General features: G+C 70.0%; 24 protein-coding genes and 2 riboswitches. Of the genes, 11 read left to right on the plus strand and 13 right to left on the minus strand.

Annotated features, from left to right (window positions below; translation table 11 throughout):
• Positions 1-6: 6 nt before the first annotated feature.
• From ACFOMP_RS15580 to ACFOMP_RS15595, 4 genes are read right to left on the minus strand one after another with little or no spacing between them, the layout of a single operon-like run.
• Positions 7-1,179, minus strand: a complete 1,173-nt coding sequence (locus ACFOMP_RS15580) for a precorrin-3B synthase (protein WP_379032146.1) — start codon at positions 1,177-1,179, stop codon at positions 7-9.
• Complete coding sequence (gene cobN / locus ACFOMP_RS15585; protein WP_379032149.1) at positions 1,176-4,334, minus strand: cobaltochelatase subunit CobN; 3,159 nt, start codon at positions 4,332-4,334, stop codon at positions 1,176-1,178. Before cobN ends, ACFOMP_RS15580 begins: the two co-directional genes overlap by 4 nt.
• Before the next feature lie 2 nt (positions 4,335-4,336).
• Positions 4,337-5,371 carry a cobalamin biosynthesis protein CobW gene (gene cobW, locus ACFOMP_RS15590; RefSeq protein ID WP_379032152.1) on the minus strand — a complete coding sequence of 345 codons (1,035 nt, stop codon included), beginning with the start codon at positions 5,369-5,371 and terminating at the stop codon, positions 4,337-4,339.
• Between the two features lie 3 nt (positions 5,372-5,374).
• Positions 5,375-5,728 (minus strand): DUF1636 family protein, encoded by a 354-nt coding sequence (locus ACFOMP_RS15595; RefSeq protein ID WP_379032155.1) that lies wholly within the window; start codon positions 5,726-5,728, stop codon positions 5,375-5,377.
• Positions 5,729-5,806: 78 nt separating this feature from the next.
• A riboswitch (cobalamin riboswitch) is annotated at positions 5,807-6,007 on the minus strand.
• Between the two features lie 37 nt (positions 6,008-6,044).
• Between ACFOMP_RS15595 and cobO the strand changes: the two genes are divergently transcribed.
• Together cobO and ACFOMP_RS15605 are read left to right on the plus strand one after the other, a co-directional pair.
• Entirely contained in the window at positions 6,045-6,656 is a 612-nt protein-coding gene (gene cobO, locus ACFOMP_RS15600; RefSeq protein ID WP_379032158.1) for a cob(I)yrinic acid a,c-diamide adenosyltransferase, read from the plus strand.
• A gap of 76 nt (positions 6,657-6,732) precedes the next feature.
• Positions 6,733-8,244 (plus strand): hypothetical protein, encoded by a 1,512-nt coding sequence (locus ACFOMP_RS15605; RefSeq protein WP_379032161.1) that lies wholly within the window; start codon positions 6,733-6,735, stop codon positions 8,242-8,244.
• Positions 8,245-8,292: 48 nt separating this feature from the next.
• On the opposite strand, the gene bluB is transcribed toward ACFOMP_RS15605, so the two are convergent.
• The 6 genes from bluB to leuD all read right to left on the minus strand — a co-directional run bounded on the left by bluB (position 8,293) and on the right by leuD (position 12,407).
• Positions 8,293-8,916, minus strand: a complete 624-nt coding sequence (bluB, locus tag ACFOMP_RS15610; RefSeq protein ID WP_379032164.1) for a 5,6-dimethylbenzimidazole synthase — start codon at positions 8,914-8,916, stop codon at positions 8,293-8,295.
• Positions 8,916-9,458: a hypothetical protein gene (locus tag ACFOMP_RS15615; protein ID WP_379032167.1), complete on the minus strand. Its 543-nt coding sequence runs from the start codon at positions 9,456-9,458 to the stop codon at positions 8,916-8,918. The genes bluB and ACFOMP_RS15615 overlap by 1 nt, the downstream gene beginning before the upstream one ends.
• 68 nt (positions 9,459-9,526) lie before the next feature.
• Complete coding sequence (locus ACFOMP_RS15620; RefSeq protein ID WP_379032170.1) at positions 9,527-10,225, minus strand: CbtA family protein; 699 nt, start codon at positions 10,223-10,225, stop codon at positions 9,527-9,529.
• A 1-nt stretch (position 10,226) separates the two neighbouring features.
• Entirely contained in the window at positions 10,227-10,403 is a 177-nt protein-coding gene (locus tag ACFOMP_RS15625) for a CbtB domain-containing protein (RefSeq protein ID WP_379032173.1), read from the minus strand.
• Positions 10,404-10,440: 37 nt separating this feature from the next.
• Positions 10,441-10,643, minus strand: a riboswitch (cobalamin riboswitch).
• 115 nt (positions 10,644-10,758) lie between these two features.
• A complete protein-coding gene (locus tag ACFOMP_RS15630) occupies positions 10,759-11,811 on the minus strand; it encodes an endonuclease/exonuclease/phosphatase family protein (protein ID WP_379032176.1) in 1,053 nt (350 codons plus the stop codon).
• A complete protein-coding gene (gene leuD / locus ACFOMP_RS15635; protein WP_019351763.1) occupies positions 11,802-12,407 on the minus strand; it encodes a 3-isopropylmalate dehydratase small subunit in 606 nt (201 codons plus the stop codon). Before leuD ends, ACFOMP_RS15630 begins: the two co-directional genes overlap by 10 nt.
• A gap of 92 nt (positions 12,408-12,499) precedes the next feature.
• Here leuD and ACFOMP_RS15640 point away from each other — a divergent pair, with 92 nt between their 5' ends.
• Positions 12,500-13,081 carry a hypothetical protein gene (locus ACFOMP_RS15640; protein WP_289892890.1) on the plus strand — a complete coding sequence of 194 codons (582 nt, stop codon included), beginning with the start codon at positions 12,500-12,502 and terminating at the stop codon, positions 13,079-13,081.
• Between the two features lie 17 nt (positions 13,082-13,098).
• On the opposite strand, the gene leuC is transcribed toward ACFOMP_RS15640, so the two are convergent.
• Positions 13,099-14,535: a 3-isopropylmalate dehydratase large subunit gene (leuC, locus tag ACFOMP_RS15645; protein ID WP_379032180.1), complete on the minus strand. Its 1,437-nt coding sequence runs from the start codon at positions 14,533-14,535 to the stop codon at positions 13,099-13,101.
• Positions 14,536-14,831: 296 nt separating this feature from the next.
• On the opposite strand from leuC, the gene ACFOMP_RS15650 reads away from it, so the two are divergent.
• The 4 genes from ACFOMP_RS15650 (at position 14,832) to ACFOMP_RS15665 (ending at position 16,715) form a co-directional block, all read left to right on the plus strand.
• The gene (locus ACFOMP_RS15650) at positions 14,832-15,065 is read left to right on the plus strand and encodes a hypothetical protein (protein WP_289892892.1); all 234 of its coding nucleotides are present in this window, start codon (positions 14,832-14,834) and stop codon (positions 15,063-15,065) included.
• A 76-nt stretch (positions 15,066-15,141) separates the two neighbouring features.
• Positions 15,142-15,597: a ribosome silencing factor gene (gene rsfS, locus ACFOMP_RS15655; protein WP_379032250.1), complete on the plus strand. Its 456-nt coding sequence runs from the start codon at positions 15,142-15,144 to the stop codon at positions 15,595-15,597.
• Between the two features lies 1 nt (position 15,598).
• On the plus strand, positions 15,599-16,066 hold the full coding sequence (gene rlmH / locus ACFOMP_RS15660; RefSeq protein WP_289892893.1) for a 23S rRNA (pseudouridine(1915)-N(3))-methyltransferase RlmH: 468 nt from the start codon (positions 15,599-15,601) through the stop codon (positions 16,064-16,066).
• 121 nt (positions 16,067-16,187) lie between these two features.
• Positions 16,188-16,715, plus strand: coding sequence for a hypothetical protein (locus tag ACFOMP_RS15665; RefSeq protein ID WP_379032184.1), 528 nt, complete (start codon positions 16,188-16,190; stop codon positions 16,713-16,715).
• A 356-nt stretch (positions 16,716-17,071) separates the two neighbouring features.
• Here the strand turns inward: ACFOMP_RS15665 and ACFOMP_RS15670 are convergent, their stop codons facing one another.
• Positions 17,072-17,899, minus strand: coding sequence for an LOG family protein (locus ACFOMP_RS15670; RefSeq protein ID WP_289892895.1), 828 nt, complete (start codon positions 17,897-17,899; stop codon positions 17,072-17,074).
• A gap of 94 nt (positions 17,900-17,993) precedes the next feature.
• Between ACFOMP_RS15670 and dapD the strand changes: the two genes are divergently transcribed.
• Both dapD and ACFOMP_RS15680 read left to right on the plus strand, forming a co-directional pair.
• Entirely contained in the window at positions 17,994-18,818 is an 825-nt protein-coding gene (gene dapD / locus ACFOMP_RS15675; protein ID WP_019352405.1) for a 2,3,4,5-tetrahydropyridine-2,6-dicarboxylate N-succinyltransferase, read from the plus strand.
• 106 nt (positions 18,819-18,924) lie between these two features.
• Positions 18,925-19,176 carry a GlsB/YeaQ/YmgE family stress response membrane protein gene (locus tag ACFOMP_RS15680; protein ID WP_019352404.1) on the plus strand — a complete coding sequence of 84 codons (252 nt, stop codon included), beginning with the start codon at positions 18,925-18,927 and terminating at the stop codon, positions 19,174-19,176.
• A gap of 35 nt (positions 19,177-19,211) precedes the next feature.
• Here ACFOMP_RS15680 and ACFOMP_RS15685 read toward each other — a convergent pair whose 3' ends face one another.
• Complete coding sequence (locus ACFOMP_RS15685) at positions 19,212-19,682, minus strand: YbaK/EbsC family protein (protein WP_379032189.1); 471 nt, start codon at positions 19,680-19,682, stop codon at positions 19,212-19,214.
• 56 nt (positions 19,683-19,738) lie between these two features.
• On the opposite strand from ACFOMP_RS15685, the gene ACFOMP_RS15690 reads away from it, so the two are divergent.
• The gene (locus tag ACFOMP_RS15690) at positions 19,739-20,071 is read left to right on the plus strand and encodes a hypothetical protein (protein WP_379032192.1); all 333 of its coding nucleotides are present in this window, start codon (positions 19,739-19,741) and stop codon (positions 20,069-20,071) included.
• 89 nt (positions 20,072-20,160) lie between these two features.
• Positions 20,161-21,411, plus strand: a complete 1,251-nt coding sequence (locus ACFOMP_RS15695; RefSeq protein ID WP_379032195.1) for a lytic murein transglycosylase — start codon at positions 20,161-20,163, stop codon at positions 21,409-21,411.
• Positions 21,412-21,457: the final 46 nt, after the last annotated feature.

Here is a 21,457-nt window from a genome sequence, read left to right on the forward strand (position 1 = left end):
GGGCGGCTATCGGAGAAGGGGTGGGATGCGGTCCGGCGCGAGCCCGGCCAGCCCGGCGGGATCGCCGGGCCGGCCGTCCCGGATCAGGTCGAAGCGGTCGGGGCCGGTCGCGACCAGCGTCGCCGAGGCCGCGCCCTGATGCGCGCAGCCCTTGGCGCAGCCGCTGACATGCAGGCTTCGGCCGGGGGCGAGGTGCGGCGCCAGCCGGCGCGCCAGCGCCCGGACATCGGCCAAAGCCTGCGGGCAGCCGGGGGCGCCGGTGCAGGCATGGACGCGCAGGAGCGGGTCGCTGGGGTCGAGGATGGCGCCGCCGATCTGCGGGCGGCTGGCGCCTTCGATCAGCAGCGCCCGCCACGGGGTGAGGCGCAGGGGGCCAAGGGCCGCCGCCTCGGTCAGTTGCCGGGCGGTGATCTGGCCGAAGGCGAAGCCCAGCAGCCAGCCGTTCGGCGCCGGGCCGGGTCCGGCCGGATCGGCGCTGGCGGGCCCGGCGGCGCGGTCGCATGGGTATTTGGACAACAGAGAAGGCGGGAGCGGAATCGCGCCGGGGGGCGCGGCGGGGCTGCGGCGCAGGTGGTCGCGCATCCGGCCGCGGCCGTCCCGGACGCCGCCCTGCGTGAACCAGCGCGCCAGTTCCACGGCGCGGCCGGCGGCCTGGGCGGCGTGCCGGGCCGTCAGCGCCCAGTCGCCGCCATCGGGCAGGATCAGCCAGCCCTCGGCCTGGGGGCGCAGGCGGATGTCCGCGGGCGTCCCGGCCAGCACCGGCGGGTCGGCATCGACGGCGAAGCCGAACTTGCCGGGCACCTGCGGCGCGTCGGGCGCGGTCATCGCCCGGGCGATGGCCTCGGCCGCTTGCCAGGCCGCGCCGTCCTGGGGCGCGAAGGGTGACAGGATCACGTTGCGCCGCGCCTCCGCCTCGGGGCTGTCGTCGAGCAGGCCGAGGCGGGCGAGCGCGGCGGTCGCCTTGCCATGTCCCCGGGCGTCGAGGCCGCGCAATTGCAGGTTGGCGCGGCTGGTCAGGTCCATCATGCCGTTGCCCAGGCTCCAGGACAGGTCGGCGATGGCCTGCGCCTGCCCGGGCTCCAGCCGGCCGTTGCGGGTGCGGATGCGCAGGACCAGTCCGTCGCCGGACGCCATCGGCCGCAATGCGCCGGGGCACCAGCCCTTGATCTCGAAGTTCATCGCGATGTCTCCGCCAGCACCGAATTGCGCCGCGTGGTCCAGAGGCCCGAGGCGAGCAGCCGCGCGAAAAGCGCGCGCATGGCGGCCAGCGCGGCGGGGTTTTCGCGCTGCAGGAAGGCCACGACCTCGGGCCGGCCCAGCGTCGCGTCGTGATAGAGGTCGAAGAGGTGCCCGGGCACCACCCCGGCCAGATTGGCGAAGGCGGCCATGTGGTCGAGCGTCGCCGCGATCTCGGCCGCGCCGCGGAAGCCGTGCCGCATCATGCCGTCGGCCCAGGCCGGGTTGGCGGCGCGGGAGCGGATGACGCGGGCGATCTCCTCGGCCAGGCTGCGGGCGCGGGGCTGGCCGGGGCGGGTGGCGTCGAGGTGATAGAGCGCGGGGGCGGGGGCGCCGATGCGGGCCATGGCGGCGGCGAAGCCCGCTTCATGCGCGGCATAGTCGCCGGCCAGCAGCAGATCGGATTCCGGCAGGTCCTGGGCGTGGACGAAGGCATCGGCCCGCGCCAGCCGGTCGCGGATCGCCTGCGGCTGATGGGTGATCCGGCCGTCGGCGGCGATGGCATGGGAGGAGGCGGCGAGCCAGGCCTCACCCGCCGCCTGCCGGGCCTGATCGGTGAAGGTTTCGGCCAGGTCGGCCAGGCCGAGGCCGTAGAGCCCCGGTTTCGGGCCGAAGACGCGGGGGGCGCGGCTGCGGTAGGGATTGTCCCCCGGGGCTTCGTCGCGGGCTGAGAGCGCCTCGGCCCCGGTCTCGAAGAGCTGCGCGAGGCCGGGGAAGATGTCGCGGAACAGGCCCGAGACCCGCAGCGTCACGTCGATGCGCGGCCGGCCAAGCTCGGCCAGCGGCAGGATCTCGATGCCTGCGACCCGGCCCGAGGCGCCGTCCCAGCGCGGGCCAAGGCCGGCCAGATGCAGGGCCATGGCGAATTCCTCGCCGGCCGTGCGCATGGTGGCGCTGCCCCACAGGTCCACGACCAGGCCTTTCGGCCAGTCGCCATGGTCCTGCAGGTGGCGGCGCAGCAGCTCCTCGGCCAGCTTCACCCCCTGCGCATGGGCGTTGCGCGAGGGCACGGCGCGCGGATCGACGGCAAACAGGTTGCGACCGGTCGGCAGCACGTCCTGCCGCCCCCGCGCCGGCGAACCGGAGGGGCCGGGCGCCACCCGACGGCCGGCCAGCGCGCGGGCCAGCCCTGCGGTTTCGCCGGCGGCGGTGCCATAGACATGCAGCCCGTCGCCGAAGCGGCTGTCCTTCAAGTCGCAGAGGAAGCGGTCGATCAGCGGGATCGCCTCGGAGGCCGCGGCGCCCGGAGGCAGGCCCAGGTCGGCCTCGACCCCGGCGGCGCGGGCCTCGTCGCGGATGGCGCCGATCAGCCGGTCGCGGCGGCGCGGGTCGAGCCCGTCGGCGGTGGAATATTCGTCGAGCAGCCGTTCCAGATGCGCCAGATTCCCGGGGATGGCGGAATCGACCAGCGGCGGCGGCAGGTGGCCCAGCGTCACGGCGGAGAGGCGGCGCTTGGCCTGCGCGGCCTCGCCCGGGTCGTTGACGATGAAGGGGTAGATCACCGGCAGGTCGGCCAGCAGCGCCTCGGGCCAGCAGGTGTCCGACAGCGCCACGGATTTGCCGGGCAGCCATTCCAGCGTGCCATGCGCGCCCATGTGGATCAGGGCATCCGCTTGCGTCCGCAGCCAGAGGTAGAAGGCGACATAGTCGTGGCGCGGCGTGCGGGTCAGGTCGTGGTAATCGTCGGCGCGGGTCTTCACCTCGCCGCGTTCGGGCTGCAGGGCGATCAGGTCGGCGCCGTGGCGGAGGGCGGCGAAACCGAAGCCTTCGGCCGGCGGCTCGCCCCATGCCGCCTGCAGGTCGTCCTGCAGGCTTTGGGGCAGGCGGGCCAGCGCCTTGCGATAGGCCGCGAGCGGCCAGTGGATGCACTCGGCCATGAGCCGGTGGCCGAGGTCGTCATGCGCAAGCCCGAGAATCGCGCCGCAGGATGCCAGCGCGTCCAGCCCCACCGCATGGGCCAGTTGATGCGTCTTGCCGGGATAGGTCGACAGCACCACCGCGCGGCGCGGCGCCGGCAGGCCGAGCCATGCCTTGATCCGCGCCACCGCCGCCGCGATGCGGCCCATGTCGGGGGCGTGGATCGCACGGGCGAATTGCAGCGCCGGGTCGCGCTGTTGCGGTTCCTTGAAGCTGATCGCGCCCAGGAAGATGCGGCCATCCACCTCGGGCAGCACGACATGCATGGCCAGGTCGGCGGCGGAAAGGCCGCGCTCCTCGGCCGCCCAAAGGGCGCGCGGCGCGGTGGACAGGGCGACCTGGAACACCGGGCAATCGGCGCCGTCGAAGGGCGTCGCGCCGGCATCGTCGCGGGCGGAAAAGGCGGTCATGTTCACCACCGCCGCAAGGCCGGGCAGGTGCGGCGCCAGCCAGTCGGCGAAGCCCGCAACCTTGAGCGAGGGCGCGAAAACCCCGGTCGCGGCAAAGCCCGCATCCCGCAGCGCCCGGATCGTCGCATCCACCGGGCCCAGATCGGCCGAGGTCAGATAGCTGCGGTAAAAGCTGACCAGAACCGGGCTCGCGCCGGCCGCCGGTTTTGTGATCACACCGGCATCGGGGTCATAGAACCCCCATTGCGGGATCGTGGCCTGACCCGTGACCGGCGCGGCGGCAAGCCCGGCCGCGCCCGCCAGTTCCGCCAGCGCGGTCTGGGCGGCAATCGCGCCGCCCTCGTCGCAAAGCGCGGCCAGCCGGTGCAGCACCGCCGCGTCCAGCGTCGAGAACCGTTCCAGCGTGGCGTCGGGCCGGCCATCGGCGGGCAGAAAGGCCAGCGCGATGCCATGCCTGCGGGCATGGTCCTGAAGGCTGGCGACGCCATAGGGCCAATAGGGTTCGCCGCCGATCAGCCGGACCAGCACGGCGCGGGCGCCCGCCAGCGTGGTTTCGAGATAATTATCGACCGAAACCGGATGCCGCAGCGCCGAGAGATTGCAGAGCCGCAGAGACGGCAGGCCGCCGGCAGCCCGGTGCCAGCCCGCCGCGAAAGCGCCGAGGTCGCTGTCGGAATAGGACAGCACGACCATATCGGCGGGGCTTTGGCCGGGGTCGGTCGGGACCTCGGTTTCCTCAAGCCCACGGCTTTCGCGAAAGACGACGTGCATCGTCAGGCCGCCAGAACCGCCCGGATCGCGGCCTCGTCGATGTCGTCATGCTCGGCGATCACGACAAGGCGCGAGGCGCGGGGCGCGGCGCCCCATGGCCGGTCGTATTGGTGGCGCACGCGTTCGCCCACCGCCTGCACCAACAGGCGCATGGGCTTGCCGGCGACGGCGACATGGCCCTTGACCCGCAGGATGTTCTGTTCGCGCGCAAGCCGGGTGATGCGGTCGGCCAGATCGGCGGGGTCGGCGATTTCGGCAAGCTCGATCACCACGGAATCGAAATCGTCATGTTCGTGATCGTCCGCGCCGTCGTGATGGCTGGGGCGGGCGGCCAGATCGTCCTCGGCTGCGGCACCCAGCCCAAGGATCACCCGTGGGTCGATCACGCCATCGGTCAAGGGCAGGATCGGCAGCTTGCGCGGGGCCTCGGCCTCGATGACCGCGCGGGCGGCGGCAAGGCCCGCATCGCCGGCCAGATCGGCCTTGGAAAGCAGGACGATATCGGCGCAGGCGATCTGATCCTCGAATACCTCGGACAGGGGCGTTTCGTGGTCGAGACTTTCGTCGGCCTCGCGCTGGGCCTGAACGGCGGCCTCGTCGGGGGCAAAGCGGCCGGCGGCCACCGCCTCGGCATCGGCCAGCGCGATCACGCCGTCCACGGTGATGCGCGAGCGGATCGCCGGCCAGTCGAAGGCTTTCAACAGCGGTTTCGGCAGCGCCAGGCCCGAGGTCTCGATCAGGATATGGTCGGGTTTCACCGGCATCGCCATCAGCCGTTCCAGCGTCGGGATGAAATCGTCGGCGACGGTGCAGCAGATGCAGCCGTTCGACAGTTCCATGATGTTCTCGGCCGGGCAGTTCGCGTCGGCGCAGGATTTCAGGATCTCGCCATCGACGCCCATGGTGCCGAATTCATTGACCAGCACCGCCAGCCGCTTGCCTTGCGGGTTCAGCATCAGGTGGCGGATCAGCGTGGTCTTTCCGGCCCCCAGAAAGCCGGTGATGACGGTGACGGGGGTCTTGGTCAGGTCGCTCATCTGTTATCCGATCGGGGGAATGCGCGCGAGGCTGCGCTTGCGGAAAATGGTGACGCGCTCGCGCCAGGGCACGATGCCGTCCGGGGCGTCGGCATAGGCGGCGGCGCCGGCCAGGATCTCGGGCGCGTCCGCGGCCGACATGCGGCCATAGACATAGGTCCAGCGGCCCGGCGCCGAGAGCGCGATGGCCGCGCCGCTGGCGCAGGCCGAAAGGCATTCGACCGGGACGATGCGCACGCCGTCGGGCGCGCTTTCGGCGGTCAGCGCGTCATGCAGCCGCGCGCCGGGCACCGGCTCGCCCTCGGGCACCGGCTGGCCGGCGCGGCAGGTGACGCAAACATGCAACGTGACGGTCATGCACCCTTCATCCGTTGTGGCGGCAGGGCGCAGGGGCACGGAATGCCCCAAGCCCCAGCGGGAACACCCCGTCCGCCGGTCGATCCTTCTGCGCTGGCAGGTCTCCCGGCTTGCGGATTCGGGCCTTGGCCCACGGCCGCCCCGCCTTCCCGGCTTTCGCCAGTGGCCTCGGGGCGACCTCTCCGGTCACGGTCGCGGGGGCGGCTGCTTTCAGGCGGTTGCCTGTCGCATTCCCTCTTCGCCTGTCATAGGACAGGAACCAGCGCCCCCTGTCTGTGCGCGCCCGGTCCCGACTTGTCAAGCGAAGGAGTGCCCGATGCAGACCGACGACAATGCCCGCCATGCCGAGAAGATGGCGAAGATCAAGGCCGCCCGCGACCGGATGATGCAGGACAAGCAGGGCGAGAAGGGGCTGGTCATCGTCCATACCGGCAAGGGCAAGGGCAAGTCCTCCTCGGGCTTCGGGATGATCCTGCGCTGCATCGCCCATGGCATGCCCTGCGCGGTGGTGCAGTTCATCAAGGGCGGCTGGGACACCGGCGAGCGGCGGCTGCTGACCGGGCATTTCGCCGATCTGTGCCAGTTCCACGCCATGGGCGAGGGCTTCACCTGGGAGACGCAGGACAAGGCGCGCGACATCGCCGCCGCCCGCGCCGGCTGGGACAAGGCCAAGGCGCTGATCCGCGATCCGTCCATCCGCATGGTCTTGCTGGACGAGATCAACATCGCGCTGCGCTATGACTACCTTGACCTCGGGGAGGTGCTGGCCTTCCTGCGCGACGAAAAGCCGCCGCTGACGCATGTGGTGCTGACCGGCCGCAATGCGAAACCGGACCTGATCGCGGCGGCCGATCTGGTGACCGAGATGGAACAGGTCAAGCACCCGTTCCGCGACGGCATCAAGGCGCAGCCGGGGGTGGAATTCTAGACCCGCCTGCTGTCATCTGTGCGTCGCGGAGTTTTCTGCAAGAAGATCACGAGTGAGTGCAAAGGAATATTCAGACATGTTTTTGAGGCAAGGCTTTGTTGCGCTGCTGGCCATCTGCCCGGTCTCGGCGGCCTGGGCGGTGCCCGCCACCGAGGAAGGGGCGGCACGGCTGCGCGGCGTTTTCCAGACCTATTTCGGCGGCACCGCGGGGGTGGTCAGCGTCACCCCGCAGGGGGAAAGCTATGAGCTGAAGATCGACCCGGCGCCGCTTCTGGCGCAGATTCCCGCCGAGCAGGCGCAGATCAGCATCTCGGCCCTGACCTACCGGCTGACCGACAATGGCGACGGCAGCTGGGGCGTCAGCGAGGACCAGGTGCTGAGCTGGTCGGTGGTGGTGCCGAAGACCTTCGAGCAGAAGGGCTCGACCAGGATCGAATCGACCGGCATCTGGGATGAATCGCTGATGAGCTTCCGCGAGCAGCAGGCGGTGATGACGGATTATGTCATCGATTCGGTGCAATATGCGCCGCCGCTGCCGCCGCCCGCGCCCGAGGCTGGCGCCGCGTCCGAACCAATGCCCGAGGAGCCGCAGGTCGTGTCGCGCGATCACCAGCGCACCGCGCGGATGGAGATGTCCCTGAGCGGCGCGGCGGGCAAGGCCGGCGGCGTCGATCAGGCCATGCGCTTCACCGCCGAAGGGCTGGAGCAGACGCAGGACATCGTGATGATTCCGGGCGGTGAGCCGGTGCAGATCCGGGTCACCGCCCCGGGCTATGACGGCAGCGGCCAGATCACCGGCGCCCGCACCGAGGGCGTGCTGTCCCTGCTGGCCTGGTTCGTCGCCCATCCCTCGGAAGAGCTGATCAAGGGCTCGCAGGAGGCGCTGCGCGACCGGGTCAGCGCGGCCATGCCGCTGTGGGACGAACTGTCGATGGATGCGGCGCTGCGCGATCTCAGGGTCGGCACGCCGCTGGGCGAGTTCGGACTGGCCTCGGCCAGGCTGATGGTCGGCATGTCCGGGGTCACCGCCGACGGCCGCTTGCAGGAGCAGGTGGCGCTGGCGGGCCTCAGCGTGCCCGAGGGCGTGCTGCCCTCCTGGGTGGCGCCGATCCTGCCGCAAGAGGTGACGCTGGACTTCACCGCCTCGGAATTCGACCTGGCGGCGCCGGCGAAGATGCTGATCGAGGCGGTCGACCTGGCGGCCGAGGACCCCTTCGCCAAGCTGGATCCCGAGCAGGTGCAGGCGGCGCTGCTGCCGCAGGGCAAGGCGGCGCTGACACTCGCGCCCTCGCAGATCAAGGGCGATGGCTATCGGATCGACTATCGCGCCGATGTCGCGGCCGGTCCGGGTGCGGTGCCCTCCGGCTCGGCGCTGATCTCGGCGACCGGGCTCGACAAGGTCGAGGCGGCGCTGGCCGCCGCCCCGCCGGACGAGGCCGGCCAGCCGCTGATGATGCTGCGCATGGCCCGCGCCATGGCCAAGCCCGGCGCCAGCGGCGAGAATGTCTGGGACATCCAGATGCCCGAGGGCGGCGGCCCCGTCACCGTCAACGGCCAGCCCATGGGTCCGGCCACCTCGCAGCCCTGAACCGGGGGCAGCCCTGAACCGGGGGCAGCCCCGCCCGATGCGGCGGGGCTAGCGGCGTTGCCAGTCCGCCGCGGTGTTTTCCTGCCAGCCCGAGCGGTGCAGCAGCGGGGTGTCGTCGGTGAAATCCGGCCAGCCCAGACAGAGCAGCGCGCTGAACTCCCAGCTTTCCGGCACCTGCAGCAAGGCGGTGATCCGCGCCGGATCGAGGATCGAGACCATGCCGAGGCCGAGGTTGCGCGCCCGCGCCGCCAGCCACAGCGTATGGATCGCCATGGCGGTGGATTGCTGCAGCGTCCGGGCCATGGTGGCGCGGCCCAGATGGTGGCCTTCGGCCGGGTCGATCTCGGTCAGGACCGCCAGCCAGACCGGGGCGCGGTCCAGCCCCGCCAGCTTCAGCGCGTCATATTCCTGCCGCTGCCGGCCCTGGTAGCGGGTGGCGGCCTCGGCATTGCAGCGCAGGAAATCGGCGCGGATCGCGGCGCGCAGGCCGGGGCTTTCGACCCGGATCACCCGCCATGGCCGGGAATTGCCGACCGAGGGCGCCAGTTCCATTGCCGCGCGCAGCGCGTCCAGCAGCGGCTCGGGAATCGGGTCCTCGCGGAAATGCCGCACGTCGCGGCGCCAGCGCAGGATGCGGTCCAGGGCGGCACGGTCTTCGGCGCCGAACTCCATCACGGTACCGCGCAGATGGCGCTGTCGGGCAGGCCCTCGGCCCCGGCGCGGATGGCGACCGGGCGGTCGGGCACGGTCAGCTCGACGGCGAGGGGCCGGCCAGAGACGGTCAGCGGCCGGTGGTCGTTGGCGTTCAGCTCGACCCGCAGCCGGTCGCCGGGCTCCAGCGCGTCGAGATGCCGGGCCGGGCCGTAGAGCCGGGCGATCTTGGTGCCGTTCAGGTAAAGATGCGCGTGCCCCTCGCCCGTCCGGTGGGTCAGGCCGGCATGGTCGGGGGCGAAGCAGAAGCCCTGCAGCTGCAGGAACAGGTTCCAGCCCGAGACGCTGTCGGGTTCCAGCCGGGCCGAGGCGGTGGCGCTGCCGGCGGGCAGGTCGATCGGGGCGCCGTGGTCATGCGTCTTGGCCCCGGCGGCGGCCGCGCCATGGCCGCTTGCGCCATGGTCGTGGCCGTCCAGGGTAATGCCGTTGGCCGCGGCGACGACGAAACCCAGCCCGCCGCCGAAGATCAGGCCGATCAGCAGCATCGGGATCGAACGATCCATGTCTGGCCCCCGGTTCATGGAAGGGCCGGGCACGGTCTGTGCCCGGCCGGAGGAGTTTTCCGACCGGATCAGGCGGGCTGCGGAACAGCCGCCCGCTGACCCTCGCGCTGCCAGAACCAGCCGGCCAGCAGGCCGAGCAGCGCCCAGGCCATGGCCCCGGCCCCCAGCGCCCGGCCGGCGAACTCGGCCGAAAGCTCGGGCGGGACCGGGCCGGCATAGCTGCCGGGCTGCGGCGCGCCGATCAGATGCGGGGCCAGGATCAGCACCGCGGCGACAGCCCAGGCTGCCCAGCCCTTGCCAAAGGCGACCAACCACAGCGCCAGCCCGGTGGCGATGGCGGTGCCCAGCCACCAGATGGCGCGAAGCTGCACCTCGGCGGCGGCGACGCCCGGCACCTCGGGCGCAAGGCCGAAGGCGGGGGCGAGCTGCATGGTCAGGTAGCCGGCAAGGCCCCAGAGCAGGCCCTGCCGCGCGGTGACCGCATTGCCCTGCGATTCGGAAACCGCCATCAGCGCCACCAGCATCAGCCCGTAACCGGCATAGACCAGCATGGTGAACAGCACCGAGAGCCCGTTGCGGGTCCATTCGAAGGCGCCGAGATCCTGGTGCGCGCTGACGGGTTCGGCGCCGAAATGCGCCAGCTGCCCGGATTCGTAAAGCTCGGCATGCAGCAACACCGGCTGCACGAACCAAAGCTGCAACAGGGCGGCAATCAGCCCCGTTGCAGCGCCAGCGATCAATCCGCTGGTCAGGATGCGCGAGAACATGTCAGTGGCAGGGGAAGCCGGTGGCGTGACGCACGTCATGGGCGGCGTCATGCAGGGTCTCGGCCTGCACCAGCCCGGCCATGAAGATCAGCCCGAAGCCGATGGCGAAGGTGGCGATGGCGGGAAACAGCACCGAGGCGCGGCTGGCGCCGGCGGCGGTTGCGGATCTTGCGGTCATCCTTGACCCTTTCCTTTGGTCGTCCAACCCGACGACGTTGCGGTTCCATGCATCGGCAGGTCTCCTGGCTTGCGGGTCAAGGCCGACGCCCGCCTTCCCGGCCGGATGGCCAGTGGCATGATGGACGTCCGCTCTCCGCTCACAGTCGCGGGGGCGGCTGCGGATTTGGCCCCGGATGTCCAGGACCGCACCGCATTCCCTTTTGGCCCCCGAAGGGGCACCGATACGGCCATATGCTAGCCGCGATGCGGCATGGGCGGCAAGCGGAATCGCGGCGCGGCGCTATCGCATGGGTATTTGGCCAACGCAGAAGATGCCGGGGCAGGGGAGGGGGCGTCCCGGTCGCGGCCCGTGATCACGGTCCCGGCGGCCAGTCCAGATCGACCCAGACCAGCCGGTGCGCGGATGCCGTCAGCGCGGCCTGGGCCAGCGGCCCCTCGGCGGGCCAGACCACGCCCGCGCCCAGCAGCTTCAGGCCCCGGGAGGGCAGGACGTAATCGACGCGCAGATTGCCCGGCGGCTGGTCGTTCGGCCAGTCGCCACTATCCAGCCCCGGATCGCCCTTGTGGCCGTCATTCACCCCGCCCTTCGCTGCCGCGCCGCCGGGGCTGCGGGGCAGGGGGTCGGCGACCTGCGCCATGAGCCGGGCCAGCGCCTGCGGTCGCCCCTCGCTGTCCTCGGGGTCGAGGTTCAGGTTCCCGGCCAGCACGAAGGGCGCTTCGGGCAGGTGGTGCAGCCAGAAGGCCAGCTCGTCATGGTTGCGGCGGCCGTTCAGATCCTCGGGCCCGTCGAAGACCGGCGGCGTCGCGGACATGGCAAGCAGGTGCAGCGGCCGGTCCGCCACCGTGATCACCGCGTCCCAATGCGCGGTCGAGGACAGGCGGCGGATCGCCGCCACCGCCTCGGGCAGCGGCGGCATCAGATTGCCGGGCAGGTCGCGCCACAGAAATTCCGTGTAATCGGTCACCGGCCCGATGGGATGGCGCGACAGGATCGCCATGCCGCCCTGTCCGGTGAACGCACCGAAACCCTGCGCATCGTCGGCCGTGCCCAGCCGACCGTCGGCGTTCAGGTCCAGCCCGGTCGCCATGCCGGAATTCGGCCGCGCCGCGAAACGGTGCGGATAGTCCAGCCCCGCCTGCGCCAGCAGCGCGGCAAAGGCGTCCAGCGCCTCGCCGTCGAAATCCCAGTCGAAATCCGTCAGCAGCAGGATGTCGGGCCGGGTCTCGGCGATGACCCGGGTCACCGCCGCGACCTGCGCATCCCGGCGGCCGAGGTCGCGCAACAGAAGCCCCGGCCCGTCGCGCGACAGGTCGGGGCTGTAGGTGGCGATCCGCAAGGGGTCCGCCTGTGCGTGAACGCCAAGGGCGGCGATCAGCGCCGCCCCGGCCAGCGCCCTTATACCCAAGGGCGGCTCTGGGCCATCTGGGTCTCGAACGTGTCGATGGCGCCGGCCTTCTCCATGGTCAGGCCGATATCGTCCAGCCCGTTCAGCAGGCAGTGGCGGCGGAACGGGTCCAGCTCGAAGGGGAAGCTCTGCCCGTCCGAGGTGGTCACGGTCAGGTTTTCCAGATCCACGGTCATGCGGGCATTGGCGCCCTTCTTCGCATCCTCCATCAGCACCTGCACCACCTCGGCCGGCATGACGATGGGCAGGATGCCGTTCTTGAAGCAGTTGTTGTAGAAGATGTCGGCGAAGCTGGTCGAGATCACGCAGCGGATGCCGAAGTCCAGAAGCGCCCAGGGCGCGTGTTCGCGCGACGAACCGCAGCCGAAATTGTCGCCGGCGACGATGATCTGCGCGTCGCGCCAGGCCGGCTGGTTCAGCACGAAATCCGGATTCTCGTTGCCTTCGGCGTCAAAGCGCATCTCGTCGAACAGGTTCTTGCCCAGACCCGAGCGGTGGATCGTCTTCAGGAACTGTTTCGGGATGATCATGTCGGTGTCGATATTGACCAGCGGCATGGGTGCCGCGATGCCGGTCAGGGTGGTGAACTTGTCCATGTCTTGATCCTCGCAGAATTGACTTGGGGCGCGTGCGCCCGTTAACCGAGACCCGAGCGGCGCCTGGCGCCATGGCTATGCGGGTCTTGTAGATGTATTTCGGGTTTTCGAGTTTCGCCGCCCTGCGCGCCTGTATCGCGCGCGACTGGACGCCGCAGATGGGCGATCCCGAGATCACCGGCTGGCTGACGGTGCTCTCGTATCTTCTGTGCCTGTTCCTGGCGGTGAAGGTGCTGCGCCGCCGGCCGGCCGGCGCGGCGCGCGGGCTGTGGCTGGCAATCGCCGCGCTGATGGCGTTCCTGGCGCTGAACAAGCAGCTTGACCTGCAGACGGCGCTGACCGCCACCGGGCGCTGCATGGCCCGGGCGCAGGGCTGGTACGACAACCGCTGGCTGGTGCAGCTGGCCTTCATCGCCGGGCTGGTGCTGGGCGTGGTGATCGCGCTGCTTTGGGCGACGAAGGCCCTGCGCGGGCACATGCGCCGCAACGGCCTGGCCCTGCTGGGGCTGGCCGTGCTCTGCGGCTTCGTGCTGGTGCGCGCGGTGGGCTTTCATCATGTCGACAGGCTCCTCAGCCTGGATTTCGCGAACCTGGCCTTCAACTTCTGGTTCGAGAATGCCGGGCTGTTTCTGATCGCGGTCAACGCCTTGCTGCTTTTGCGGCGGGGCCGCTAGGGGCCCCGCCCGAAGCATCAGACGGTTTCCGCCAGCAGTTCGCGCACATCGGTCAGGTGGCCCTTGATGCCCGCCGCCGCCGCCATCACCGGCGACATCAGATGCGTGCGGCCGCCGCGGCCCATGCGCCCCTCGAAATTGCGGTTCGAGGTCGCGGCGCAGCGCTCGCCCGGCGCCAGCTGGTCGGGGTTCATGCCCAGGCACATCGAACAGCCGGCCAGCCGCCATTCGAAGCCGGCATCGGTGAAGATCTTGTCCAGACCCTCCTCCTCGGCCTGCATCCGCACCAGGCCCGAGCCGGGCACCACCATGCCGCGCACCCCCGGCGCCAGCTTGTGGCCCTTGAGGATGCCGGCGGCGGCGCGCAGATCCTCGATCCGGCCGTTGGTGCAGGAGCCGATGAAGACCGCGTCGATCTTGACCTCGTTCAGCGGCGTGCCGGGCTTCAGGCCCATGTAGTCGAGGCTGCGGCGCGCTGCCTCGACCTTGCCGCCCTCGAAATCCTCGGGGGCGGGGACGCGGTCGGTGATCGCCGCCACGTCCTCGGGCGAGGTGCCCCAGGTCACCACCGGGGCGATGTCCTCGCCGCGGATGGTGACGACCTTGTCCCAATGCGCGCCCTCGTCGGAAAACAGCGTCTTCCACCAGCTGATCGCGGCTTCCCATGCGGCGCCCTTCGGGGCGTGTGGGCGGCCCATGCAATAGGCGAAGGTCTTTTCGTCCGGCGCGATCAGGCCGGCGCGGGCGCCGCCTTCGATTGCCATGTTGCAGACGGTCATGCGGCCCTCCATCGACAGGTCGCGGATCGCCTCGCCGCAATATTCGATGACATAGCCGGTGCCGCCGGCGGTGCCGGTGTTGCCGATCACCGCCAGCGTGATGTCCTTGGCGGTGACGCCCGGGCGCAGCTTGCCGGTGATTTCCACCTTCATGTTCTTGGATTTCTTCTGGATCAGCGTCTGGGTGGCCAGGACGTGTTCGACCTCCGAAGTGCCGATGCCATGCGCCAGCGCGCCGAATGCGCCATGGGTCGCGGTGTGGCTGTCGCCGCAGACCACGGTCATGCCGGGCAGGGTCCAGCCCTGTTCCGGGCCGACGATATGCACGATGCCCTGGCGGATGTCGTTCATCGGGTAATAGTTCAGCCCGAATTCGCGGGCGTTCTTGTCCAGCTCGGCAACCTGGATGCGGCCCTCGGGGTTCTCGATGCCGTTCACGCGGTCGGCGGTGGTGGGCACGTTGTGGTCCGGCACGGCGATGGTGCGCTCGGGCGAGTGGACCTTGCGGCCGGCCATGCGCAGGCCCTCGAAGGCCTGCGGGCTGGTCACTTCATGGACCAGATGCCGGTCGATATAGAGGATGCAGGTGCCGTCGTCGGAACGCTCGACCACATGGGCGTCGAAGATCTTGTCGTAGAGGGTGCGGGGCGTGCCCGCATTGGTGTTGCCGGTCATGGCTGTCTCTTTTCTGGAAGACTAGCTGGGAAAGGGCGGAGGAGGGTGCCGCGGCCTGCGGCGGGGCGCGCGCAAGCGCCCGCTCCCGTCAAAGTCGGGCGGTGACGGACAGGCTTTCGCCGTAGAACCGGCCCGGCAGGCGGGCGCGGTCGTGAATGTCGAAATAGACGAATCCTCGCATGTGGGCAGTATTACGCCGATTTCGGCCCGCGTTCAATATCGCCACACGGGGCTGTTAATTCCATCTTGAAGAACGCCGCCTATCTTTCCGCCCAGGGATACGGAAAGGACCGACCATGCTGATTCGCTTCATCCTGCGGGCGCTGCCGCTGTTCGGCGTGGCCGCCTTCACGCTGGCGGTCTATCTGGCGCATACGCCGGCCGAGCGGGCGCGGGAACTGGCGCAACTGGAAAGCCGGCACCTGGTCTGGCCCGTCGGGCTGGCCCAATGCCCGGATCACGCGGAAAATCTGCCGCTTGCGGCCTGCCTGCCCCGGGATGCGCCCAGAAATCCGCTGCCGCCGCATTGAGCGGGCGCGATTCCGTGCTACATTATAAAGGCCCCTGCGCCGGGGGAGATCGGCGCGATGACCGGAGGATGAACCCCTGTCCAATTCCGTCTCGCCGGCCCCTGCGCCGGCTGCGACCACCGCGGAGCCCGGGCTGACGAGCGATCAGCTACTGGACCGCATTCTAGCCTCTCTCGACGACGACAAGGCCGAGGAAGTCGTGACCATCGACTTGCGCGGCCGTTCGGCCATGGCCGATCACATGGTGATCGCCTCGGGCCGCAACGCGCGCCAGGTGGCCTCGATCGCCGAGAAGCTGGTCGAACGCCTGAAGCAGCAAACCGGCCGCACCGCCCGGATCGAGGGCAAGGAGACCGGCGATTGGGTGCTGATCGACACCGACGACGTGATCGTCCATGTCTTCCGCCCCGAAGTGCGCGAGTTCTACCAGCTCGAGAAGATGTGGATGCCCGCCGACGCGCTGCGCTCGGCGACGCTGGACCGGATGCGTGCCGATCACGCGGCCGAAGAGAGCCGCGGCACCCGGAACTAGGATGCGCATGGTCATTGCCGCGGTCGGGCGGCTGCGGCAGGGCCCCGAGGCGAAGCTGATCGCCGATTACCTCGACCGTCATGCCAAGGCGGGCCGCAGCCTGGGCCTGCCCCCCGTCACCCTGGCCGAGGTCGAGGACAAGCGCGGCGGTGGCATGGCCGCCGAGGCGCCGCTGCTCTTGAAAGCCATTCCTGAAGGCGCCGCCACGGTCGTGCTGGACGAGCGCGGGCAGATGCTGTCCTCGCCCGAACTGGCCGCACGGATCGCCGGCTGGCGCGACCAGGCCCGCGACGTGGCCTTCGTCATCGGCGGCGCGGACGGCATCGACCCGACCCTGCGCGACCGCGCCGAGCTGGCCATCAGCTTCGGCCGCATGGTCTGGCCGCACATGCTGGTCCGGGTCATGCTGGCCGAGCAGATCTACCGCGCCACCACCATTCTGGCCGGCAGCCCGTATCATCGGGAATGACTTCCCGGATCAAAATGCTGGAATACCTAAGATTTTAGGCATTATATCGGCGTCGGGCCGGTGAAGATCCGGCTTTCCCGGCTATGATGGAACCATTCCATAACCAGTCCCCGGGTGCAGCATGATTCCCGTCGCCAACCAGATCCAAAGCCGGGCCGGCGCCGTCGCGGCCCCTGCCGCCAGAACCGCCGAGGCCCCGCTTGTCGCGCAGGCGCCGCCCCGGCTGCCACCGGTCGAGGAGATCGCCGCCGCCAGCAAGGATGTGCAACTGGGCCGCGACGGCGTCGGCCGGACCCGGCGGGCCGAGGCCCGCGCTCGCCCACCGCAGAGGTCGGCCCGACCGGCCCCGGACGATGCCGACGGGCCGCAGGACCGCGCCGTGTTCCGCGCCCGGGTGATCACGTTCCTGACCGCCATCTATGGCGATGACGAGGCGTTCCTGCGCGCGCTCAGGCGCGGCACCATCATGGTGCGTGCCGTCGCGGACCAGCCCGAGCCCGAGATGTGCCCCGAACTGACCTATGCGATCTATCGCGAGGGCGCGGCCCAGGCGCAGCCATCCGCCGGCGACCCGGCGGCGCGGCGCGGCGCCAACGGACCGCCGCTCAGCGTCGGCCTGCATGATTTCATCGCCTGGTGGCCGAAATGACGGGTGGCTTGGCCGCCTTGCCGGCGATGGCGCTTCTTCAGGGTGGCAGCAGAGGCAAGAGGGGGCCGGCCGATGTTCTCGCCCGCCTCGTCCGTGGTCTGCGGCGCGCTCATCACCCCCAGATCTTCGGGCTGATCTTGCCGCATCCGCCGGCGCCGTGCTGAAAGGCGCTGCCCAAGACACGTCCCTCGGCGCGACAGAGGGGCCGGCATCGGCCGATGCTCTCGGCCGCCCTGTCCGTGGCCGGCGACGCAGCGCATCCGTGCCAGAGGCCCGGGCCTTTCATGGTGCCGCTTGGCCAAGCCGCCGCCGATGCGCCTCGCGACAAGGTGCAAGGCCGCAGCCCGGCACGCCCGTCAGGGGCAGGGGGTCACCCATCTGTCGATGATCTCGACCGCCTCGTCCGCGGTCTCGACGAAGCTCATCAGCTCTAGATCTTCGGGGCTGATGGTGCCGGCATCGGCCAGGGCCTGCCAGTTGATGACCTGGTGCCAGAATTCCGGGCCGAACAGGATGAAAGGCACCCGCTTCATGCGGCCGGTCTGGATCAGCGTCAGCGCCTCGAAGGTCTCGTCCAGCGTGCCGAAGCCGCCGGGGAACACCGTCACCGCGCGGGCGCGCATCAGGAAATGCATCTTCCTGATGGCGAAATAGTGGAAGTTGAAGCACAGGTCCGGCGTCACATAGGCGTTCGGCGCCTGTTCATGCGGCAGGACGATGGACAGGCCGATCGAGATGCCGCCGGCTTCATGCGCGCCCAGGTTGCCGGCCTCCATCACGCCGGGACCGCCGCCGGTGCAGATGACGTTTTCGACGCCATAGCTTTCCAGGCTGCGCTCGGTCATCAGCCGGGCGAAGCGCCGGGCTTCCTCGTAGTAATGCGACAGCGCGGCCAGGGTCGGGGTGCGCGCCGTCTCGCGTTGCTCGGGCGCCGGGATGCGCGAGCCGCCGAACATGACGATGGTCGAGCGGATGCCGCGGGCATCCATGATCATCTCGGGCTTGAGCAGTTCCAGCTGCAGCCGGACCGGGCGCAATTCCTCGCGCAGCAGGAATTCGTTGTCGGTGAAGGCCAGCCGATAGGCCGGGGCCCGGGTCTGGGGCGTGTCGGGCAGGGTGCGGGCGGCCGCCACGTCCTGCTGGCTGTCGCGAAACGGATGGTGGCGGTCGTCTTCTTCTCTCATCCAAACCTCTGGCACGAACTGCCGCACATTGCGCGGCCGCAGCCCCCGGCTTATAGCCCTTGGGCAACAGTTTCCACCCGAGAGAGGCCAGACCATGTCGAATGACGCCCTTGAAGCCGCCATCGAATCCGCCTGGGAGATCCGCGACCAGATCACGCCCGCCACCAAGGGCGAGACGCGCGACGCCGTCGAGACGACGCTGGAGGCGCTGGACAAGGGCGAGCTGCGCGTGGCCGAAAAGCGCGGCCAGGACTGGCATGTCAACCAATGGGCGAAAAAGGCCGTGCTGCTGGGCTTCCGCCTGAAGGACATGGAAGTGCATATGGGCGGCCCGCAGGGCGGCACCTGGTGGGACAAGGTGGACAGCAAGTTCGCGCATTGGGGCCAGGCGCAATGGCAGGCCGCCGGCTTCCGCGCCGTGCCGAACTGCGTCGTGCGCCGCTCGGCCTATATCGCCAAGGGCGTGGTGCTGATGCCCAGCTTCGTGAATCTGGGCGCCTATGTCGACGAGGGCACCATGGTGGACACCTGGGCCACCGTCGGTTCCTGCGCGCAGATCGGCAAGAACGTCCACCTGTCGGGCGGCGTCGGCATCGGCGGCGTGCTGGAGCCGATGCAGGCCGGCCCGACCATCATCGAGGACAATTGCTTCATCGGCGCCCGGTCCGAGGTGGTCGAGGGCTGCATCGTGCGCGAGGGCTCGGTCCTGGGCATGGGCGTGTTCATCGGCAAGTCCACCAAGATCGTCGACCGCGAGACCGGCGAGGTCATGTATGGCGAGGTTCCGGCCGGTTCGGTGGTGGTCGCCGGCTCGCTGCCGTCGAAGAATGGCGTGAACCTTTACTGCGCGGTGATCGTGAAGCGCGTCGATGCGCAGACCCGCTCCAAGACCTCGATCAACGAGCTGCTGCGCGACTGACCTGTTGCAGCCCTGCACCGGACTCACCCTTGCGTGAGTCCGGCGTGAAACCCAAGCGCCGCCACTGCGTTCATCCCGCACAGGGATCCTGAAAGCGGAGTTTCACATGCAGGGTTTGGGTTGGCTGGCCGCGATCATCGTCGGCGGTCTTGCGGGCTGGGTCGCCAGCAGCATCATGAAGGCGGATACGGGGCTCATCCTCAACGTCATCCTGGGCATCGTCGGCGCCATCGTCGGCAATGCGCTTCTGGGTCTGGTCGGGCTGAACGCCCAGGCCGGCAGCTGGCTTGCACAGGGCGTTGCCGGGCTGATCGGCGCGGTGGTGCTGATCTGGCTTTACCGGGCAGTGGCCGGATAGCGGAAACGGGGCGGGCCTTCCCGCCCCTTTTCAGGTCAGGCGGTGAAATCCGCCTGCGTTGCCCCGGTGATGCGGGCCAGTTCCCCCGGCGCGATGGCGAAGACGTGGCGCGGCGTCCCGGCCGCCGCCCAGACCGTCTCGAATTCCAGCAGGCGCGGATCCAGCCAGGCCTGGACCTGCCGCAGGTGCCCGACCGGCGCGACGCCGCCGATGGCGAAGCCGGTCTCGGCCCGGATCAGGTCCGCATCGGCCTTGCCCAGGCTTTGCCCGGCCACCGCGGTCGCCTTGGCCGGATCGACGCGATTGCCGCCGGCGGTCAGGAACAGCACGACATGGCCGGTCGTCTCGCCGCGAAAGATGATCGACTTGGCGATCTGGTCGACGGCGCAGCCGACCGCCGCCGCCGCGCCCTCGGCGGTACGGGCGCTGTCGTCGGTCTCGCGGATCTCGACGGCCAGGCCGGCCGCCTGCAGTGCCGATTGCACCCGTTTCAAGCTCTTGCTCATTGTCTCTCCCTCCGGTTTCGGGCGATATGACGCGAAAATGCAGCAAAGGAAAAGCCATGGCCCAGCAGGTCTATACGCTTCTGGTCGAGGTCGGCCGCGCCGCGGATGACGGCCTGCCCGAGGGCGCCAGCGGCGCGGCGCTGGTCTGCTATGCCTCGGGCGTGACCGAGGAGGAGGCGGTGCGAGAGACCGTCGCCATCCTGAAACAGGCCGGGCTGGCGCCGATCGAGGTCACCGGCCACGGCAGCATCGACGAGCGGTTGGCCGAGGGCCACGAGATCCCCGAGGAGGAGCGCGCCCTGATGGACCGCGCGCTTAACGAGAACGCGGTGATCGTCGCCCAGATGGAGCCGCTTTACGGCGACGGGGATGAGGAAGGCGACGACTGATCGGCCCCTATCCAGCCGCGCCGGGCTGGGCTAGACTGGCTGCAACCAGAAAAAAAGCCCATGAACGAGCAACGGAACGGACAGGCAGAATGACCAGACGCATTTCCCGCATCGCGACCTCGGCCGTGCTGACCCTTGCCCTGGCGGGCTGCGGCGTGTCGCTGAACCAGGGTCCGGGCGGCATCGGCGGCAATTTCGGCGGGCTGCCCACGGCCGGCGGGCAGGGCTCCGAGGCCGGCTTCCAGAACTGGGTGCAAAGCTTCCGGCCGCGCGCGCTGGCCGCCGGCATTTCGGCCGGCACCTTCGACAGCGCCATGGCCGGCGCGCATTACCAGCCCAGCATCGTCGCGCTCGACCGCAAGCAGAGCGAATTCACCAAGCCCATCTGGGATTATCTCGACGGCGCCATCGGCACGCGCGTCGCGACCGGCCGGTCCAAGGCGGCGCAATATGCCGGCACGCTGTCCGCCATCGAGTCGCGCTACGGCGTCCCGCGCGAGGTGGTGCTGGCGGTCTGGGGCATGGAATCGAATTTCGGCGCCGGCCGCGGCAGCACCCCGATCGTGCCGGCCTTGGCGACGCTGGCCTATGACGGCAGGCGCGGCGCGTTCTTCGCCGGCGAGCTGGTCTCGGCGCTGCGCATCATCCAGTCGGGCGACGTGGACAACGCCCATATGGTCGGCAGCTGGGCCGGCGCCATGGGTCACACGCAGTTCATGCCCTCGTCCTTCCTCTCCCACGCCGTCGATTTCAACGGCGACGGCCGCCGCGACATCTGGTCGGACGACCCGACCGACGCGCTGGCCTCGACCGCCAGCTATCTGCGCCAGAACGGCTGGCGCCCCGGCCAGAGCTGGGGCACCGAGATCGTCCTGCCGCAGGGCTTCGACTTCAACCAGGCCGGCAAGTCGGTGCAGCATTCCGGCAGCCAATGGGCGGCGATGGGCGTGCGCACGCTCAGCGGCGCGCCGGTGCCCTCGGGCTCGATCCTCGCCCCGGCGGGGTCGCGCGGCCCGGCTTTCCTGATCACGGAAAACTTCCGCGCCATCCTGAAATACAACGCCTCGGACAGCTACGCGCTGGCCGTCGCCTATCTGGGCGACGCCATCGCCGGCCGGGCCGGCATCCAGGGCAGTTGGCCGCGCGGCGACCGCACGCTGTCGAACAGCGAAAAGGCGGAAATCCAGCGCCTGCTGATGGCCAAGGGCTTCGACACCGGCGGCGTGGACGGCAAGCTCGGCAGCCGGTCGAGCGAGGCGATCAAGGCCTTCCAGCGCGCGCGCGGCGTGACGCCCGACGGCTATGCCGACACCCGGCTGCTAGCCATGCTGCGCAGCTGAACGACACAGGGGGCGGTCCAAAGCCGCCCCCTCTTGCCTTCTCTGT

This window comes from Paracoccus simplex (assembly GCF_042648325.1).
GTDB classification, from domain to species: Bacteria; Pseudomonadota; Alphaproteobacteria; order Rhodobacterales; family Rhodobacteraceae; genus Paracoccus; species Paracoccus simplex.